Origin of the sequence: Allobranchiibius sp. CTAmp26 (assembly GCF_017565405.1) — a bacterium.
GTDB lineage: Bacteria > Actinomycetota > Actinomycetes > Actinomycetales > Dermatophilaceae > Allobranchiibius.
The window spans coordinates 42663-60343 of sequence record NZ_JAGEKR010000013.1 but is presented as its reverse complement, the minus strand read 5'-3'; the positions used below and the strand labels follow the sequence as shown (position 1 = coordinate 60343).

Here is a 17681-nt window from a genome sequence, read left to right as displayed (position 1 = left end):
AGCGACACCGTAGCTGGGCTACCTGCGGCCCTGTGGGCTACGGTGCGGCACGGGGATCGGGCCGGACCAGCCGGCCACCTGAGGTCGTCGGGAAGGACATCGTGACCCAGCAGGACGACGTGCCGAGCGACGGCACCGGGCCAGGCAACTACCAGCCCGGCTACTTCGAGACCCGCCTGGCACCCAATCCCGCCCGCTCGGACATCTGGCGGCACCTGGGGGGGTACTTCCAGCGGTGGTTCGGACCCGACTCCGCAGTGCTCGAGCTGGGCGCGGGCTGGTGCGACTTCTCCAACGCCATCACCGCCGGGCGGGTGGTCGCCATGGACCTGGACGACACGGTCCGGCGCAATGCGGCGCCGCAGGTCGAGGCGGTCGTCGGGGACTGCACCGATCTGTCCCGGTTCGAGGAGGACTCCTTCGACGTCGTGTTCGCCTCGAACCTGCTGGAGCACCTCGAGCGGGCCGACACCAATCGCCTGGTGGACGGTGTCCTGCGTGTGCTGCGCCCCGGCGGTCGGTTGATCCTGATGCAGCCCAACTTCCGGTTGGCGCCGCGCCGCTACTTCGACGACTACACGCACGTCGCGATCTTCACCGACCAGTCGCTGAGCGACTACCTGACCTCCCGCGGTCTGCGGGTGGAACTGGTCAAACCGCGCTTCATGCCGTTGACGATGAAGTCGTCCGGCGCCCGCCTCTCGTTCCTGGTGCCGTGGTATCTCGCGTCACCGATCAAGCCGCTGGCCGGTCAGATGCTCGTCGTCGCCAGCCGACCCAAGGAGTGAACATGCCCAGCAATCCCACCCTCACGGTGGTGCTGCCCACGTACAACGAGAAGGACAGCATCGCCGCGTGCATCACGGCGTTCGAAGCGATGCCCGAGGTCGACGAGGTGCTCGTCGTCAACAACAACGCCGCCGCCGGCACCTCCGAGGAGGTCGCGACGACCGGTGCCCGGGAGGTCCACGAGGCACGGCAGGGCTACGGCGCCGCGATCCAGCGGGGTCTGCGCGAGGCGCGTACGGACCTGATCGCGGTCTGCGAGCCGGACGGCACCTTCGACCCCACCGACCTGCGCAAGCTGTTGGCGTTCATGCCCGAGTGCGGCTTCGTGGTCGGGTCGCGCACCGTCTCGGAGTTCATCTGGGACGGCGCCAACATGGGCTGGTTCCTCAAGTGGGGCAACTGGGGCGTCGCCAAGTGGGTGGAGGCGCTCTACAACACGACCAGCCTGTCCGACGTGGGATGCACCTTCCGCGTCATGACGCGGGCCCACGCCGACCACCTGTTGGAGCACTCCACGCTCGACGGCTCGGCGTACGGGCTGGAGATGCTGCTGCTCACCGCCAAGAGCGGCACCAAGATGGTGCAGGTGCCCGTCAACTACCACCCGCGGGTGGGGGAGTCCTCGGTCACCGGCGAGCTGCGCAAGACCATCCCCCTCGGGTTGGAGATGTTCGCGATGAGCGGTCGGATGCGGTTCGCGCACCCCAAGCGGGTACGCCGCGCTCAGACCTCGTCCTCGTCCGCGTCCTCGTAGGCAGCGGTGAACGGCTCGCCGTTCTGCGAGACGAACACGTGGTGTTTGTAGGCCCAGAACCGGAAACCGGTGGCCAGCACCAGTCCGATGCCGTTGCCGCTGACGTTGTCGGCGAGCTGCGAGCGGTAGCCCAGCACGTAGTGCGACACGGCCAGGCAGGCGGCCGCGATCGCGATCCCGATGATCGACACCACGGCGAACAGTAGGAACTCGTGATGCATCCGCTCCCGTCGGGTGTGCCGGAAGGTCCAGTAGCGGTTGCCGAGCCAGGCCACGATCACCCCGGCCACGCTGGAGATCACCTTCGCGGAGATCGGGTACGCGTGCAGGGGCCCCGGGCCTTCGATGCGCAGCAGGTTGAACCCGCCGACATCGGCGACGAAACCGGCGATTCCGACGACGCCGAATCGGAACGCCTGGCGCAGCCCGCTGCCGTTATGCGGGGCTGCGGGGGCGCTGACGGTCGCCTCATGGGTGGACATCGACAACTTCCGACGGTGGGATGACGAACCTGCTAGGACACTACCAACGGATGATCCACGGTCCGCGCGCCCACGCAGCGGGCGCTCATGAAAGTAGCCGTACCCTGACCCGGTGATCCGGCGCTGGCTGACTGTGTGCGTGCTGGTGTTCGCATCCGGTCTGGGCGGGCTCTTGCTCACCTCGCTGCTCACCCACCGACCCGCGTTGCAGCAGATCTCCCAACCGGGTCCGATCGTGGTCATCCGGGTGCCGCTGCTGGACTGGAACTCCACCTCCAGCTCGGCGAATCCCACGCTGTACTCCCTGGCCCGCAAGGGAGCGGTCGGCGACCTGCTCACCCGGGCCGTGTCGGGCCACAGTTGCACCGGCGACGGCTGGATGACTCTGTCCGCCGGCACCCGCACGGCGGTCGGGGGACTCGCCCACGAGACGCTCCCGGGTCACAAGGTGGATCGCTGTCCCGGGATCCAGACGCCGTTCCGGACCAGCGCGACCACGGGGTACTACCCCGAATGGCCCACCTGGCGGGCGACAGCGCTCTCCCGCAGTCCGAAGGCCGACATCGGTCGGCTCGCGTCCACGGCGATGCAGCACCACGAGTGTGTGAGCGCCGTCGGTGGGGGTGCGGCGCTCGCCGCGTCGGACCGGCAGGGCGAGGTCGCGCACTACGCGTCCGGACTGGCCGACGCCGACTTCTCGACCTGCCCCATCACGCTGGTGAGCCTGGTCAGTACGAACGACAAGGATCTGCGGGCTGCCGTCGCGAAGGTGCCGGCCGACGCCACGCTGGTGGTGGCCGCGCTCGGGGACGACGCGTCGCCGGAGCACCTGCGATCCGTCGTGATCACCGGCCCGGGTGTCCCGCACGGTCGCCTGACGTCGCTGAACACCCGCCAGATCGGGATGATCGGCATCGTCGACCTGACGGCGTTGATCCTGCACCGCTACGGCAGCGCGGCGCCGACCCTGCCCGAGGCCAGGGTCCCGTCCGTCGAACCGAGCAGCAGCGTCTACGGCCCGGTCACGCTGGCACGCGACCTCGGGCAGGAGTTGGCCGTGCAGCACTCCGTGTTGCGCAGCTTCTTCCCGCGGGCCCTAGTCATCGGTGCGGTGGTGGTCGCGCTCGGCGTGCTGCTGTGGCGACTGCAGGTACGGCGCATCCGGCGCGGCGAGCAGCCGCTCGTGGCGAGCTCGTTGCTGCGGGCGGGTATCGGCGTCACCGCAGGGGCGCTGGCGTCGTTGCCGGCAGCGACGTTCCTGATCGGGGTCTTCCCCTGGTACCGCTCGGGACACCCCGGCTTCGCGCTCACCGGCGGTGTGCTGCTCATCGCCGTCGCCATCTCGGTGCTCGCACTTACCGGGCCGTGGCGACGCCACCGGGCCGGCCCCCTCCTCGTCGTCCTGGCGATCACCGGGTACACCGTGCTCGACGACACGATGCACGGTTCCCGGCTGCAGCTGACCTCCATGATGGGACTGCAACCCCTGTACGGCGGGCGCTACTACGGGATGGGCAACGTCGGCTACGCGATGCTCGCCACGAGCGCCCTGCTCATCGCTGCGCTGCTCGCGGACCCTCTGATCAGAGCGGGCCGCCGCGACCTGGCCGCCGCGACGGTGGTGCTCGTCGCGATACCCGCGATCCTGGTCGACGGTTCGCCCGCTTGGGGCGCCGACGCCGGCGGGCCCGTCGCGATGATCCCGGCGTTCGCCTATCTCGCGCTCAACGCCTCGGGACTGCGCGTGACGTGGCAGCGGGTCGCCCTGATCGGCGGGTCCACCGGGCTCGTGGTCGCCGGGCTGGCCGTCCTGGACTATCTGCGTCCGGCGCAGTACCGCACTCACCTCGGCGACTTCGTGGCCGGCCTGCGCAACCACGGGCAGGCGGGCGGCCTGGGCAGGATCGGCCAGCTCAACGCGCAGATGCTCACTTCGGGCCCGCTCACCCTGCTGGTGCCGCTCCTGCTCGTGGTCGCCATCGTCGTGCTGGTCGCCCCGAGCCGGCGTTTCAGCCGGCCGGTCGCCCGGCTGTGGGCGCCGATCCCCTTCCTCGGCAACGGACTGGTCGCCGCGGTCATCTGCTGGGTCCTCGGCTTCTTCGCCAACGACTCCGGCACCGGGATCCCGCCCATCGGCATGCTGATCGTGGTACCGCTGCTCGTGGTCCTCGCGGCGACCGTCTCCTCGCGTGAGCCGGCGCCGCGCGGCGCGCCCATCCCAGGGGTCTCGTCGCGCCTGCTGCGCCGCCGTGAGTCGTGAGTCGGCACTGAGCTCGACGGCGGGGATTGCGCCGCGGGAACGGCGTCCGGGTGGATTTGGAGCGGTATCGCCCGCCCGGTAGACTTGAGGACTGTGCGTGGCCATGCCCTGCGCTCGTTCGATCGGTACTGCGCGGCACATGGGAACAACCACGTGCGGATGTGCGCTGTATAGGTCGTCCGTGGTGCATCAGACCGCGATACACGCCCTCGCCGGGCAGCCTGGTCAGACCGTGTCGATTCGTCACGAGACGCCGGGAAGTGCGGGGGAGGGCTCCGGCGTACGCCGTTCCGACACACCCGAGTGCGGGGGTCGGATGCAGGCGGCGTCGGCAATCCAAGGAATCGTCCGGGCACGAGTCCGGGCGAACGACAAGACACGAAACAGACGGAGACAACAGGTTGCCTACCATCAACCAGCTCGTCCGTAAGGGTCGGCAGGACAAGGCCACGAAGGTCTCGACGCCGGCACTGAAGGGCAGCCCCCAGCGGCGCGGTGTGTGCACCCGCGTCTACACCACGACCCCCAAGAAGCCGAACTCGGCGCTGCGCAAGGTGGCCCGCGTGAAGCTCACCTCCGGCATCGAGGTCACGGCCTACATCCCCGGCGTCGGCCACAACCTGCAGGAGCACTCGATCGTGCTCGTCCGCGGCGGTCGCGTGAAGGACCTGCCCGGCGTGCGATACAAGATCGTCCGCGGCTCGCTGGACACCCAGGGTGTCCGCAGCCGTCAGCAGGCTCGTTCCAAGTACGGCGCGAAGAGGGAGAAGAAGTAATGCCACGTAAGGGTCCCGCCCCGAAGCGCCCCCTCGTCATCGACCCGGTCTACGGGTCGCCGCTGGTCACCCAGCTGATCAACAAGATCCTGCTGGACGGCAAGAAGTCCGTCGCCGAGCGCATCGTGTACGGCGCCCTCGAGGGCACCCGTGAGAAGACCGGCACCGATCCGGTCGTCACGCTGAAGCGCGCGCTGGAGAACATCAAGCCGAGCCTCGAGGTCAAGAGCCGCCGCGTCGGTGGTGCGACTTACCAGGTGCCGATCGAGGTCAAGCCCGGCCGCGGGACGACCCTGTCGTTGCGTTGGCTGGTCGGCTACTCCCGGCAGCGCCGCGAGAAGACGATGACCGAGCGACTGATGAACGAGATCCTCGACGCGAGCAACGGCCTGGGTGCCGCGGTCAAGCGTCGCGAGGACACCCACAAGATGGCCGAGTCCAACCGGGCCTTCGCGCACTACCGCTGGTGATCCACGGCTGACCCGTGCGGTCGCCGGCAGACCGGCGACCGCACGGACGCCGCACCACAACATTCGACGAGCGGATAAGGAACCACACCGTGGCACAGCAGGAAGTGCTGACCGACCTGAAGAAGGTCCGCAACATCGGCATCATGGCCCACATCGATGCCGGCAAGACCACGACCACCGAGCGCATCCTCTTCTACACCGGTATCAACTACAAGATTGGTGAGGTCCACGACGGCGCGGCCACGATGGACTGGATGGAGCAGGAGCAGGAGCGCGGCATCACGATCACGTCCGCCGCGACGACCTGTTTCTGGAAAGACAACCAGATCAACATCATCGACACCCCCGGGCACGTCGACTTCACCGTCGAGGTGGAGCGTTCGCTGCGCGTCCTGGACGGCGCCGTGGCCGTGTTCGACGGCAAGGAGGGCGTCGAGCCCCAGTCCGAGACCGTCTGGCGTCAGGCCGACAAGTACAAGGTCCCGCGCATCTGCTTCGTCAACAAGATGGACAAGATGGGCGCCGACTTCTACTACACGGTGCAGACCATCGTGGACCGCCTCGGTGCGACCCCGCTGGTCATCCAGCTGCCCATCGGCAGCGAGTCGGACTTCATCGGTGTCGTCGACCTGGTCCAGATGAAGGCCCTCGTATGGCGCGGTGAGACCAAGCTGGGCGAGGACTACGAGGTCGAGGACATCCCGGCCGACCTGCAGGAGAAGGCGGACGAGTACCGCACCCACCTCCTGGAGCGGGTCGCGGAGTCCGACGACGCCCTCATGGAGAAGTACCTCGGAGGCGAGGAACTGACCGAGGCGGAGCTGAAGGCGGGCATCCGGGCCATCACCATCGACGGCGAGGTCAACCCGGTGCTGTGTGGCACGGCGTTCAAGAACAAGGGCGTGCAGCCCATGCTCGACGCCGTCGTCGACTACCTGCCGAACCCGTTGGACGTCCCCCCGATGATCGGCCACAAGCCGGGCGACGAGGAGACCGAGATCGTCCGCAAGCCGAACACCGAGGAGCCGTTCTCGGCTCTGGCGTTCAAGGTGGCGACGCACCCGTTCTTCGGGACGCTGACCTATGTGCGGGTGTACTCCGGTCGGATGTCCACCGGTGGTCAGGTCATGAACACGACCAAGGGCCGCAAGGAGCGCGTCGGGAAGCTCTTCCAGATGCACTCCAACAAGGAGAACCCGGTCGAGACCGCCTCCGCGGGTCACATCTACGCGTTCATCGGACTGAAGGACACCACCACCGGTGACACCCTGTCCGACGTGAGCAGCCAGGTCGTCCTGGAGTCGATGACCTTCCCCGAGCCCGTCATCTCGGTGGCCATCGAGCCGAAGACGAAGGGCGACCAGGAGAAGCTCGGCACCGCGATCCAGAAGCTGGCGCAGGAGGACCCGACCTTCCAGGTCGAGCAGGACGAGGAGACCGGCCAGACCATCATCAAGGGCATGGGCGAGCTGCACCTCGACATCCTGGTCGACCGCATGAAGCGGGAGTTCCACGTCGAGGCGAACGTCGGCAAGCCCCAGGTGGCCTACCGCGAGACGATCCGCCGCAAGGTGGAGAAGCTGGACTACATCCACAAGAAGCAGACGGGTGGGTCCGGCCAGTTCGCGAAGGTCCAGGTCACGATCGAGCCCCTGGACACCGCCGAGGGCGAGCTCTACGAGTTCGACAACGCGGTGACCGGTGGTCGCATCCCGCGGGAGTACATCCCGTCGGTCGACCAGGGCATGCAGGAGGCCATGCAGCTCGGTGTCCTCGCCGGCTACCCGCTGGTGGGCATCAAGGCCACCCTGCTGGACGGCGCCTACCACGACGTCGACTCCTCGGAGATGGCGTTCAAGATCGCCGGATCCATGGTGCTGAAGGAAGCGGTCCGTCGGGCCGATCCTGCACTGCTGGAGCCGATGATGGCGGTCGAGGTCCGCACCCCGGAGGACTACATGGGTGACGTGATCGGCGACCTCAACTCCCGCCGTGGTCAGATCCAGGCCATGGAGGACATCAGCGGGGCCAAGATCGTGCGAGCGGTCGTGCCCCTCTCGGAGATGTTCGGGTACGTTGGCGACCTGCGGTCCAAGACCCAGGGTCGCGCCAACTACACGATGCAGTTCGACTCGTACGCCGAGGTTCCCAAGAACGTGGCGGAAGAGATCATCAAGAAGATCCGGGGCGAATGAGCTTCTCCCGTCGCGTCGCCTGCCTCGCAGGCGACGCGACGGGGTTCCTCAGGGACGGCACACGTCGTCATCCCACCAGCAGCAGAACACCATAAGGACGCCCCGGCGTCAGACCAACAGTTTTGAAGGAGTACCCAGTGGGTAAGGCCAAGTTCGAGCGCAGCAAGCCGCACCTCAACATCGGCACCATCGGTCACATCGACCACGGCAAGACGACGTTGACGGCCGCGATCTCCAAGGTGCTGCACGACAAGTTCCCGGACCTGAACGCGCAGTCCGCGTTCGACCAGATCGACAAGGCGCCGGAAGAGAAGCAGCGCGGTATCACGATCACCATCGCGCACATCGAGTACCAGACCGAGAAGCGTCACTACGCGCACGTCGACTGCCCCGGGCACGCCGACTACGTGAAGAACATGATCACCGGTGCCGCGCAGATGGACGGCGCCATCCTCGTCGTCGCCGCGACCGACGGTCCGATGCCGCAGACCAAGGAGCACGTGCTGCTCGCGCGTCAGGTCGGCGTCCCCTACATCGTCGTCGCGCTGAACAAGGCCGACATGGTCGACGACGAGGAGATCATGGAGCTCGTCGAGATGGAGGTCCGCGAACTGCTGTCCTCCTACGAGTTCCCCGGTGACGACCTCCCCGTCGTCAAGGTCTCCGCACTCAAGGCCCTCGAGGGCGACGAGGAGTGGGGCAAGAGCGTCCTGGAGCTCATGGACGCCGTGGACGAGAACATCCCGGAGCCGGTCCGCGACACCGAGAAGCCCTTCCTGATGCCCGTCGAGGACGTCTTCACGATCACCGGTCGTGGCACCGTCGTCACCGGTCGTATCGAGCGCGGCGTGCTGAAGATCAACGAGGAGGTCGAGATCGTCGGCCTCAACGAGGGCGCCGTCAAGACCACCGTCACCAGCATCGAGATGTTCAACAAGATGCTCGACACCGGTCAGGCCGGCGACAACGCCGCCCTGCTGCTGCGCGGCATCAAGCGCGAGGACGTGCAGCGCGGCCAGGTCATCGTGAAGCCGGGCACCACCACCCCGCACACGAACTTCGAGGCGAACGTCTACATCCTGTCCAAGGACGAGGGCGGCCGTCACACGCCGTTCTACGACAACTACCGCCCGCAGTTCTACTTCCGCACCACCGACGTCACCGGCGTCGTGAAGCTGCCGGAGGGCACCGAGATGGTCATGCCCGGTGACAACACCGAGATGTCCGTCGAGCTCATCGCGTCCATCGCGATGGACGAGGGTCTGCGGTTCGCCATCCGTGAGGGTGGCCGCACCGTGGGCGCGGGTCGCGTCACCAAGATCACCAAGTGATCGCCGCCTCCGCGAGGAGGTGAATCACCGGGAAGGCCCCGGTCCGCTTCGGCGGGCCGGGGCCTTCCTGTATGCCGCGATTGTCAGCGTGGACGTGGTGCTGACAACCGCGACGGCGTACGCCGGTTGTCCGCGTTTTCGTGTACCCGTCTGCACGAAAGTGCGGACAACCGAGAGGGTTACGCGCGGACGCGCAAGTGGGCGCGTTCGCCCTGGGTCCCGAACAGGCTGAGCACCTCGGTCGCCTGCGGGTCCGCGCTGGCGAACCAGTGCGGCACCCGGGTGTCGAACTCGGCGGCCTCGCCCGCCGCGAGCACCATGTCGCGGTCGCCGAGGACGAGCCGCAGGCGGCCGGACAGCACGTAGAGCCAGTCGAATCCGGCGTGCGTCTTCGGATCGGGCACCGCATTCGGCTGCGCCGGAGGCAACACGATCTTCCACGCCTGCGTACCGCCGGGACGCCGGCTGAGCGGGATGTGCGTCTGACCGTGTCGCCTCACCGGCCGCAGGTGAATGCGCGGGTCACCGGTCGCGGGCGCGCCGACCAGCTCATCGATCGGGACGGCGTACTCACGCGCGAGCGGCAGCAGCATCTCCAGCGTGGGCTTGCGGCGGCCGGACTCCAGCCGGGACAGGGTGCTCACCGAGATGCCGGTCACGGCCGCGATGTCGGCGAGCGTGGCGTGGCGTTGTTCGCGTACGGCGCGCAGCCGCGGCCCCACGCCGGTCAGCACCGACTCGATGTCGTCGTCCATGCGACCTGATGTTCGCACGTCGGTTGTCAGCAACTATCTGGTGCCCGCGCCAGTAACCCGCTGACAACCGGGCTGGGTCAGGAGACCTCGTTCAGCTTCCCGGTGGCCACGTCGAAGACGAAGCCGCGGATCTGGTCCTTGTGGGGGACGAACGGGCTGGCCTTGATGCGGGCGACCGACTGCCGCACGTCGCCCTCGAGGTCGCCGAACGCCTCGGCGGCCCACGCCGGGCGCACGCCGGTGTCCTTCTCGATCGAGGCCTTGAAGTCGTCGTCGGTGAAGGTGAGCATGCCGCAGTCGGTGTGGTGGATCAGGATGATCTCGGTCGTGCCGAGCAGCCGCTGGCTGATGGCCAGGGAGCGGATCTCGTCCTCGGTGATGACGCCGCCGGCGTTGCGAATGACGTGCGCCTCACCTTCGGCGATCCCCAGCGCGCCGTACACGTTGATCCGGGCGTCCATGCAGGCCACGACCGCGACGTGCTTGGCGGGCGGCAGCGGAAGCGGACCCTCGAAGTTCTCGGCGTACGCCGCGTTGTTGGCCAGGTACTCGTCGGTGACCGTCATGGTGGACCTTCCTGCTGCATAAGTGGATACATGAACGACCATAGCAAAGTGTTATCTACGGTGAGGTGAACTTCCGGCAGCGTCCGAGCCCTTGGGGCGAAGGTCGCCGCCCGCGATGAGACGGGGTCCATCGCGCCCCGGCGGCCCTGAGAGAATGCAGTCTCCGCCGCACCCGCACAGAAATGGTGAACCGCCGTGGCCCTGACCGACCTGTCGGCCGATGAACTCCGTGATTTCGCAGCGACCCAGCGCGCGGCGTACGACGACCTGGTCGGCAAGGGACTGACGCTGGACCTCACCCGTGGCAAGCCGAGCGCTGCCCAGCTGGACCTGTCCGAGGAGCTGCTGTCACTGCCCCGCGGTCACGTCGCGGCGGACGGCACGGACGTGCGCAACTACGGCGGTCTGACCGGTCTCGCCGAACTGCGGGCGATCTTCGCCGAGCTGCTCGGGGTCAGCGCCGGCCAGATCGTCGCGGGCGGCAACGCGAGCCTGACGATGATGTCCGACACGCTGCTCTACCACCTCTTCCACGGCGGCGTGGACTCCGAGAACCCCTGGGGTGTCGAGGAATCGGTGAAGTTCATCTGTCCGGTCCCCGGCTACGACCGGCATTTCTCGCTGCTCGAGCACTACGGCGTCGAGATGCTCACCGTGCCGATGACCCCCGACGGCCCGGACGTCGCCGCGGTGCGGGCGCTGGTCGCGGACGACCCGAGCATCAAGGGGATGTGGATCGTCCCGACGTACGCCAACCCCAGCGGCGCCGTGTGCACGCTGGAGGTCGCCTCCGCACTGGCCGCCATGGAGACGGCCGCACCGGACTTCAAGATCTTCTGGGACAACGCGTACGCGTTCCACCACCTCACCGACGACGAAGCCAAGAGCGCGGACATCCTGTCGCTCGCGGAGGTGTCGGGGCACCCGCACCGACCGATCGTCTTCGCCTCCACCTCGAAGATCACCTTCGCCGGGGCAGGTGTCGCCTTCCTGGCAGGGTCGGCCGAGACCATCGCCTGGTACACCGGCCACCTCGCGAAGAGCTCGATCGGGCCGGACAAGGTCAATCACCTGCGGCATGCGCAGTTCTTCGGCGACGCGGACGGCGTGCGCGCTCACATGCGATCGCACCGGGCGATCATCGCGCCCAAGTTCGAGGAGGTGCAGCGCGTGCTGCGGGAGCGCCTCGGCGGCCAGGACGTGGCGACCTGGAACACCCCGACCGGCGGGTACTTCGTCAGTCTCGACGTGCTCGACGGCACGGCGTCGCGGGTGGTGGAGCTCGCCAAGGCCGCCGGGGTGGCCCTCACGCCGGCCGGCGCGTCCTTCCCGTACGGCGACGACCCGCGCGACCGCAACATCCGGCTCGCGCCGACCATGCCTCCCCTGGAGGAGGTCACGCAGGCCATGCAGGCGGTGGCCACCTGTGTGCTCGTCGCGGCAGCGGAGAAGCTCGGCGCTTGAGGTGGACCGGTCTGCCCGGTCTGCCCGATGGGGTGGCCCGGCTGTGCGAGGGTGAGCCCCATGCCCATGGTCGATGCGACGCCGGTCTTCTTCCTCGCAGGAGGCACCGGGATCTCTGCCGAGACACTCGGGAACATGATCCTGCAGCAGTTCCCGACCGTCCGGTTCATCCGGCAGAAGGTCCCCTTCATCACCACGGTCGAGCACGCCGAGGAGGTGCTGGCCAACCTCGACGACGCCAAGACCGACGAGGTGATCCCGCTGGTGTTCTCTACCGTCGCCGACGAGGAACTGCGCGCGGTGCTGATGCGCACCGAATGCGCGTTTGTGGACCTCTTCGGATCGCAGCTCGACCTCGTCGAGCGGGTGCTGCATGTCAACGCGACCCGGGACTCCGGCAGCGCGCACGGTGTGGGGGATCCCCTGCAGTACGACGCCCGGATGAAGGCCGTCGAGTACGCGATCGAGCACGACGACGGTCAGAGCATGCGGGCGATCGACCGCGCCGACCTGATCCTCACGGCTCCCTCGCGGTGCGGCAAGACGCCGACCACGATGTACCTGGCGTTGCAGCACGGTCTGCTGGTGGCCAACTACCCCCTGGTCGAGGAGGACTTCGAGTCCACCGACCTGCCCCGCCCGATCCGGGCGCACGCCAAGAAGTGCTTCGGCATCCTGACCACCCCCACCCGGCTCTCGCAGGTGCGCGGCGAGCGCCGTCCCGGATCGGCGTACGCCTCGCTGACGCAGTGCAGTTACGAGCTGCGGCGTGCCGAGGCTATGTTTCGAGCACATCGGATCCCCAGCATCAACTCCGCCGCGATGTCGGTGGAGGAGATGGCCGCGGTGATCATGCAGACCCAGAAGCTGAACCGCGCTCACTGAGCGCCTTGTAGAAGAGGTACGCATGGCCAGCAGCAACATCGAATGGTTCGCCGATCTCGGGCTCGACGACGTCGACCGGGTGGGCGGCAAGAACGCGTCGCTGGGGGAGATGGTGAGCAACCTGGCCGACGCGGGGGTACGGGTGCCGGACGGCTTCGCGACCACGGCCGAGGCCTACCGGCGCTTCCTCGGTGAGACCGGCCTGGCCGACCGGATCAACGGCCTGCTGGACGACCTGGACGTCGACGACACCCGCGAGCTGGCGCGGGTGGGCGGGGAGATCCGGACCTCCGTGGAGGAGCAGGACTTCCCGAAGGACCTCGAGGACGACATCCGTACGGCGTACGAGAAGCTCGTCGGCGACGACGACGAACCGAGCTGGGCCGTGCGCTCTTCCGCGACCGCCGAGGACCTGCCGGACGCCTCGTTCGCCGGGCAGCAGGAGACCTTCCTCAACGTCAAGGGCATCGACAACGTCCTGCACGCCATCAAGCTGGTCTTCGCCTCGCTCTACAACGACCGGGCCATCTCCTACCGGGTGCACTCCGACTTCGACCACGCATCGGTCGCGCTGTCGGCGGGCGTGCAGAAGATGGTGCGCTCCGACATCGGCTCCTCTGGGGTGATGTTCACCATCGACACCGAGTCGGGTTTCTCCGACGCGGTGTTCATCACCTCCAGCTACGGGCTCGGGGAGGCCGTGGTGCAGGGCGCGGTCAACCCCGACGAGTTCTACGTCTACAAGCCGGCGTTGCGCGCGGGCAAGCCGGCCGTCCTCAAGCGCGGACTCGGCAGCAAGGCCACCAAGATGGTCTACACGAAGGACGCGACGGTCGGGAAGACCATCGAGTTCGTCGACGTGGACGAGAAGGAGCGCGGGCGCCTCAGCCTTACCGACGACGAGGTGCAGGAGCTGGCGACGCATGCCCTCAAGATCGAGGAGCACTACGGCCGCCCGATGGACATCGAGTGGGGCAAGGACGGCGTCGACGGCAAGTTGTACGTGCTGCAGGCCCGCCCGGAGACCGTGAAGTCGCGCCAGGCCGGCTCCACCCTGCAGCGCTACGTGATGGGTTCGCGCGGCGAGGTGATCATCGAGGGCCGCGCCATCGGGCAGAAGATCGGCGCCGGCAAGGTGCGGGTGCTGAGCTCGATGGAGGAGATGCACGACTTCGCCAAGGGCGACGTGCTCGTGGCCGACATGACCGACCCCGACTGGGAGCCGATCATGAAGCGCGCGTCGGCGATCGTCACCAACCGCGGCGGGCGCACCTGCCACGCGGCGATCATCGCCCGGGAGCTCGGCATCCCGGCGGTCGTCGGGACCGGCAGCGCGACCAAGGATCTGGCCGAGGGGCGCGAGGTCACCGTCTCCTGCTCCGAGGGCGACACCGGTTTCGTGTACGACGGCGAGCTCGACTTCGAGGTGAAGGAGACCGCCCTCGACGAGATGCCCGAGATCCCGGTGAAGCTGATGATGAACGTCGGCACGCCCGACCAGGCCTTCGAGTTCTCCCGGCTGCCGAACAAGGGCATCGGGCTCGCGCGGCTGGAGTTCATCATCAACCGCCAGATCGGCATCCACCCCAAGGCGCTGCTCGACTTCGACACGCTCGACGCGGACCTGAAAGGGCAGATCGCGCCGCTCATCTCGGCGTACGACAGTCCGCGCGAGTTCTTCGTCAAGCGGGTGGCCGAGGGCGTCTCGATGCTGGCGGCGGCGTTCGCCCCGGAGCCGGTGATCGTCCGGATGAGCGACTTCAAGTCCAACGAGTACGCCGGGCTGCTCGGTGGCGAGGCGTACGAACCGCACGAGGAGAACCCGATGATCGGGTACCGCGGCGCGTCGCGGTACCTGTCGGAGGACTTCGCGGAGTGCTTCGCGATGGAGTGCGAGGCACTGCGCTACGTCCGCGAGGAGATGGGGCTGCTCAACGTCAAGGTGATGATCCCCTTCGTGCGCACCACCACCGAGGCCAAGGGCGTCATCGACCTCCTGGCGAAGCACGGTCTCAAGCGCGGCGAGCACGACCTGCAGGTCGTGATGATGTGCGAGATTCCCTCCAATGCCGTTGCGGCGGAGGACTTCCTGGAGTATTTCGACGGTTTCTCCATCGGGTCCAACGACATGACCCAGTTGACGCTGGGGCTCGACCGCGACTCCTCCTTGGTGGCGGCCGGCTTCGACGAGCGCGACCCCGCGGTGAAGAAGATGCTGACCATGGCGATCAAGGCCTGTCGCGACAAGGGCAAGTACGTCGGCATCTGCGGTCAGGGTCCCTCGGACCACCCCGACCTCGCCGACTGGCTGCTGGACCAGGGCATCGAGTCCATGTCGCTGAACCCGGACACCGTCGTGGAGACCTGGCTGCGCCTGGCCAAACGCGCCAAGGCCTGACCTCTCCTCATCGGGAGTACCCGCGCGCCGGATCGAGCGCGCGGGTACTCCCGATTTCGTCGTCCCCACCGCGTAGGCGGGCGAAAGCGATCAAGTGCGGTACGCCGGCCGCGGTCCAGAATCGGTGCATGGCAACGCGCGGTGACCTCTTCGGCGAGTTCGTGGCGGTGCTGGCACACGCCCTCGACGACGCCGAGAGCGCGCCCGCCGATCTGGCGGCGCGACTGTTCGTCTCGCGCTCCCACCTCGACCGGATCGTGTCGGCGGTCGCCGGCGAGTCCCCGGCGGCGCTGCGGCGGCGCCTGCTGCTGGAGCGCGCGGCGTACCGGCTGAGCTCCACCGACCGCACCATCCTCGACGTGGCGACCGAGGCCGGGTACGGCTCGCACGAGGCGTTCACCAGGGCGTTCTCCCGCGGCTTCGGGACCCCGCCTGCCGAATGGCGGCGGCGACCGGCCGGCATGGCGATCGCCTCACCCAATGACGTGCACTTCCTGCCACCGGGGAGCATCCGGCTGCCCGGACGACGAAAGGTGAGTTCGATGCATCTGATCGATCGGATGGTGGCCCATCACGTGTGGCTCACGGGGGAGATGGTCGATCGTGCTGCGCGACTGCCCGACCCGGTGCTCGACGAGCGCATCGAGTACGGGCTCGAGGACGACCCGGACGAGATGACCCTGCGGCGGCTGTTGTCCCGCCTGGTGGGTCAGATGGCGATGTGGAACGCCGCGCTCGCGCTGCGCCCGTACGACTGGGACGTCGAGCGGCACGAGACGGTCGGCTCCATGCGGGAACGACTGCGCACCGAAGGTGAGACGTTCCGCGCCCGGGTGCACCAGGCGATCGACCTCGGTGAACTCGACGACACCTTCGTGGACACCACCTGCACGCCGCCGCGGGTCTTCACCTACGGCGGAATGATCGCGCACGTGCTCACCTTCGCCGCGCACCGTCGCACGCTCGTCGCGCTCGCCCTCGACCAGCACGGGATCGGCGACCTCGGGTGGGGCGACCCCCTCGGGTGGGTGCCGAACGACGAGGCGAGCGCGCCGATCGCGCGCTGACCTCAGTCCTTCGCGCGGATCCCGGCCAGGGTGATGTCGACGGCGGCGGCGATCAGGTCGTCGTCCGGCGGACCGTCGTGCAGCATCGCGGCGTTCAGGACGAACCCGGGCAGCATCAACGAGGCTGCTTCGAGCGCGGGCCCGTGCGCCACCGTCGCGAGCATCGAACGGATGACGGCCTCGCCGTCGTCCACCATCTCGTCACGGATCTGCGCCATCTCCTTGCTGGAGACCGCGAGATCGGCGAGCACCGCGAGCAGCCTGTCCACGCGGTAGACCCGCATGACCGTGCGGAACATCGTCAGCTCGGCGATGAGGTCCTCGCGGAGGTCACCGGTCGGGGTGTGGTGCGGCATGTCGTTCAGCCAGTGGAAGGCCTCCCGGAGCAGGTCGCCGCGGGTGGGCCAGTGCTTGTAGACCGTGGCGCGCGAGTAGCCGGCGACGCGGGCGAGGTGCGGATGGGTGAGGGCTTCCTGACCCTCGTCGGCCAGGACCTTGAGGGCCGCGGCCAGGATGTCGTTACGGGTGCGGACCACCCGGGCGTCGGGAGTGTTGTCAGGAGCGGTCGCCATGGTCCACCTCGCTTCTTGCTACTGGACCGATTGTCCACTAGTTTCTGATGAGTTCACAGAAAACCGCGGAATTCATTTCCCCCCGCGGCAGCCGGGAGCCTACGCGTGACGGCGGCATCAGACGGTGTCGGCTCGCGGGGTGAGCGCGTGACGTGTCCTGTTCGAGACCTTCGCCGGTGTCGGGCGTTCGGCACGCCGGGTGCGCACCACCCGGCACCCCCACGTCTCGCACCTATCGGGAGTCTCAATGTCAGCAGTCCTGTTCGGCTCCATCAGCACCATCGCAGACACCTCCGAACTGCAGCGGCAGTCGTTCAACAAGGCCTTCGCGTCCCACGGCCTGGATTGGGAGTGGGACCGGGAGGACTACCTGGAGATGCTGGACCAGAGCGGTGGCCGGGATCGGATCGCGCAGTACGCGCAGAAGCGCGGGCAGGCCGTCGACGCCGACGCCGTCCACAGCACGAAGTCGGAGATCTTCCAGCGCGACCTCGCCTCGTCCGACACCAGGCCGCGTGCCGAGGTGGTGCAGACCATCCGCGACGCCAAGGCCACCGGTTTCAAGGTGGGTCTGGTGACCACCACCTCGCGGCAGAACATCTCGGCGCTGCTCGACGCCCTCAACCCCGACCTCACCAGTGACGTCTTCGACGTGATCGTCGACGCCACGGACGTCGACCAGCCCAAGCCCTCGGGTGCGGCGTACGAGTTCGCCCTCGAGCAGCTGGGCGAGCAGCCCGCGGGATGCGTGGCGATCGAAGACAACGTCGGCGGCGTCCAGGCGGCACGGGCGGCGGGTCTGACCTGCGTGGCCTTCCCCAACGAGAACACGGCCAAGCACGACTTCGGCGCCGCCCAGCGGCGGGTGGAGCAGGTGCGGTTCGAGGAACTCGAGAGCTTGATCTCGAGTCACTGAG

At 67.9% G+C, this 17681-nt stretch carries 16 protein-coding genes; 12 read left to right on the top strand and 4 right to left on the bottom strand.

All coding sequences use genetic code 11. From position 1 onward, the window contains the following. The first annotated feature begins 101 nt into the window (after positions 1–101). Positions 102–788: a class I SAM-dependent methyltransferase gene (locus J4030_RS18505; RefSeq protein WP_208049111.1), complete on the top strand. Its 687-nt coding sequence runs from the start codon at positions 102–104 to the stop codon at positions 786–788. Positions 789–790: 2 nt separating this feature from the next. After that, positions 791–1543: a glycosyltransferase family 2 protein gene (locus J4030_RS10140; protein ID WP_208049110.1), complete on the top strand. Its 753-nt coding sequence runs from the start codon at positions 791–793 to the stop codon at positions 1541–1543. On the opposite strand, the gene J4030_RS10135 is transcribed toward J4030_RS10140, so the two are convergent. Continuing rightward, positions 1513–2025: a GtrA family protein gene (locus J4030_RS10135; RefSeq protein ID WP_208049109.1), complete on the bottom strand. Its 513-nt coding sequence runs from the start codon at positions 2023–2025 to the stop codon at positions 1513–1515. The genes J4030_RS10140 and J4030_RS10135 overlap by 31 nt on opposite strands. Before the next feature lie 112 nt (positions 2026–2137). Between J4030_RS10135 and J4030_RS10130 the strand changes: the two genes are divergently transcribed. The 5 genes from J4030_RS10130 (at position 2138) to tuf (ending at position 9057) form a co-directional block, all read left to right on the top strand. Then, positions 2138–4285 (top strand): hypothetical protein, encoded by a 2148-nt coding sequence (locus tag J4030_RS10130; RefSeq protein WP_208049108.1) that lies wholly within the window; start codon positions 2138–2140, stop codon positions 4283–4285. A 401-nt stretch (positions 4286–4686) separates the two neighbouring features. Next, positions 4687–5061 carry a 30S ribosomal protein S12 gene (gene rpsL, locus J4030_RS10125; RefSeq protein WP_179482630.1) on the top strand — a complete coding sequence of 125 codons (375 nt, stop codon included), beginning with the start codon at positions 4687–4689 and terminating at the stop codon, positions 5059–5061. After that, positions 5061–5531: a 30S ribosomal protein S7 gene (gene rpsG / locus J4030_RS10120; RefSeq protein ID WP_208049107.1), complete on the top strand. Its 471-nt coding sequence runs from the start codon at positions 5061–5063 to the stop codon at positions 5529–5531. Before rpsL ends, rpsG begins: the two co-directional genes overlap by 1 nt. 89 nt (positions 5532–5620) lie before the next feature. Next, positions 5621–7726 carry an elongation factor G gene (gene fusA / locus J4030_RS10115; protein WP_307864646.1) on the top strand — a complete coding sequence of 702 codons (2106 nt, stop codon included), beginning with the start codon at positions 5621–5623 and terminating at the stop codon, positions 7724–7726. A 137-nt stretch (positions 7727–7863) separates the two neighbouring features. Beyond that, positions 7864–9057 (top strand): elongation factor Tu, encoded by a 1194-nt coding sequence (tuf, locus tag J4030_RS10110; RefSeq protein WP_208049106.1) that lies wholly within the window; start codon positions 7864–7866, stop codon positions 9055–9057. 179 nt (positions 9058–9236) lie between these two features. On the opposite strand, the gene J4030_RS10105 is transcribed toward tuf, so the two are convergent. After that, a complete protein-coding gene (locus tag J4030_RS10105; protein ID WP_208049105.1) occupies positions 9237–9812 on the bottom strand; it encodes a helix-turn-helix domain-containing protein in 576 nt (191 codons plus the stop codon). Between the two features lie 77 nt (positions 9813–9889). Further along, on the bottom strand, positions 9890–10378 hold the full coding sequence (locus tag J4030_RS10100) for a carbonic anhydrase (protein ID WP_208049104.1): 489 nt from the start codon (positions 10376–10378) through the stop codon (positions 9890–9892). Between the two features lie 195 nt (positions 10379–10573). On the opposite strand from J4030_RS10100, the gene J4030_RS10095 reads away from it, so the two are divergent. The 4 genes from J4030_RS10095 (at position 10574) to J4030_RS10080 (ending at position 16192) form a co-directional block, all read left to right on the top strand. Further along, positions 10574–11842 carry an aminotransferase class I/II-fold pyridoxal phosphate-dependent enzyme gene (locus J4030_RS10095; RefSeq protein ID WP_208049103.1) on the top strand — a complete coding sequence of 423 codons (1269 nt, stop codon included), beginning with the start codon at positions 10574–10576 and terminating at the stop codon, positions 11840–11842. 60 nt (positions 11843–11902) lie between these two features. Beyond that, a complete protein-coding gene (locus tag J4030_RS10090; protein ID WP_208049102.1) occupies positions 11903–12727 on the top strand; it encodes a pyruvate, water dikinase regulatory protein in 825 nt (274 codons plus the stop codon). Between the two features lie 22 nt (positions 12728–12749). After that, complete coding sequence (gene ppsA / locus J4030_RS10085; RefSeq protein WP_208049101.1) at positions 12750–15125, top strand: phosphoenolpyruvate synthase; 2376 nt, start codon at positions 12750–12752, stop codon at positions 15123–15125. 128 nt (positions 15126–15253) lie between these two features. After that, positions 15254–16192: an AraC family transcriptional regulator gene (locus J4030_RS10080; RefSeq protein ID WP_208049100.1), complete on the top strand. Its 939-nt coding sequence runs from the start codon at positions 15254–15256 to the stop codon at positions 16190–16192. A 2-nt stretch (positions 16193–16194) separates the two neighbouring features. On the opposite strand, the gene J4030_RS10075 is transcribed toward J4030_RS10080, so the two are convergent. Beyond that, positions 16195–16764 (bottom strand): TetR/AcrR family transcriptional regulator, encoded by a 570-nt coding sequence (locus J4030_RS10075; protein WP_208049099.1) that lies wholly within the window; start codon positions 16762–16764, stop codon positions 16195–16197. Positions 16765–17011: 247 nt separating this feature from the next. Between J4030_RS10075 and J4030_RS10070 the strand changes: the two genes are divergently transcribed. Beyond that, complete coding sequence (locus J4030_RS10070) at positions 17012–17680, top strand: HAD family phosphatase (protein ID WP_208049098.1); 669 nt, start codon at positions 17012–17014, stop codon at positions 17678–17680. The last annotated feature ends 1 nt before the right edge of the window (position 17681 follow it).

Coding starts and splice junctions, on each gene's coding strand:
- J4030_RS10140 (WP_208049110.1), top strand. CDS start 791: ATGCCCAGCAATCCCACCCTCACGGTGGTGCTGCCCACGTACAACGAG.
- J4030_RS10105 (WP_208049105.1), bottom strand. CDS start 9,812: ATGGACGACGACATCGAGTCGGTGCTGACCGGCGTGGGGCCGCGGCTG.
- J4030_RS10075 (WP_208049099.1), bottom strand. CDS start 16,764: ATGGCGACCGCTCCTGACAACACTCCCGACGCCCGGGTGGTCCGCACC.
- J4030_RS10135 (WP_208049109.1), bottom strand. CDS start 2,025: ATGTCCACCCATGAGGCGACCGTCAGCGCCCCCGCAGCCCCGCATAAC.
- J4030_RS10080 (WP_208049100.1), top strand. CDS start 15,254: ATGGCAACGCGCGGTGACCTCTTCGGCGAGTTCGTGGCGGTGCTGGCA.
- ppsA (WP_208049101.1), top strand. CDS start 12,750: ATGGCCAGCAGCAACATCGAATGGTTCGCCGATCTCGGGCTCGACGAC.
- rpsG (WP_208049107.1), top strand. CDS start 5,061: ATGCCACGTAAGGGTCCCGCCCCGAAGCGCCCCCTCGTCATCGACCCG.
- J4030_RS10070 (WP_208049098.1), top strand. CDS start 17,012: ATGTCAGCAGTCCTGTTCGGCTCCATCAGCACCATCGCAGACACCTCC.
- J4030_RS10090 (WP_208049102.1), top strand. CDS start 11,903: ATGCCCATGGTCGATGCGACGCCGGTCTTCTTCCTCGCAGGAGGCACC.
- J4030_RS10100 (WP_208049104.1), bottom strand. CDS start 10,378: ATGACGGTCACCGACGAGTACCTGGCCAACAACGCGGCGTACGCCGAG.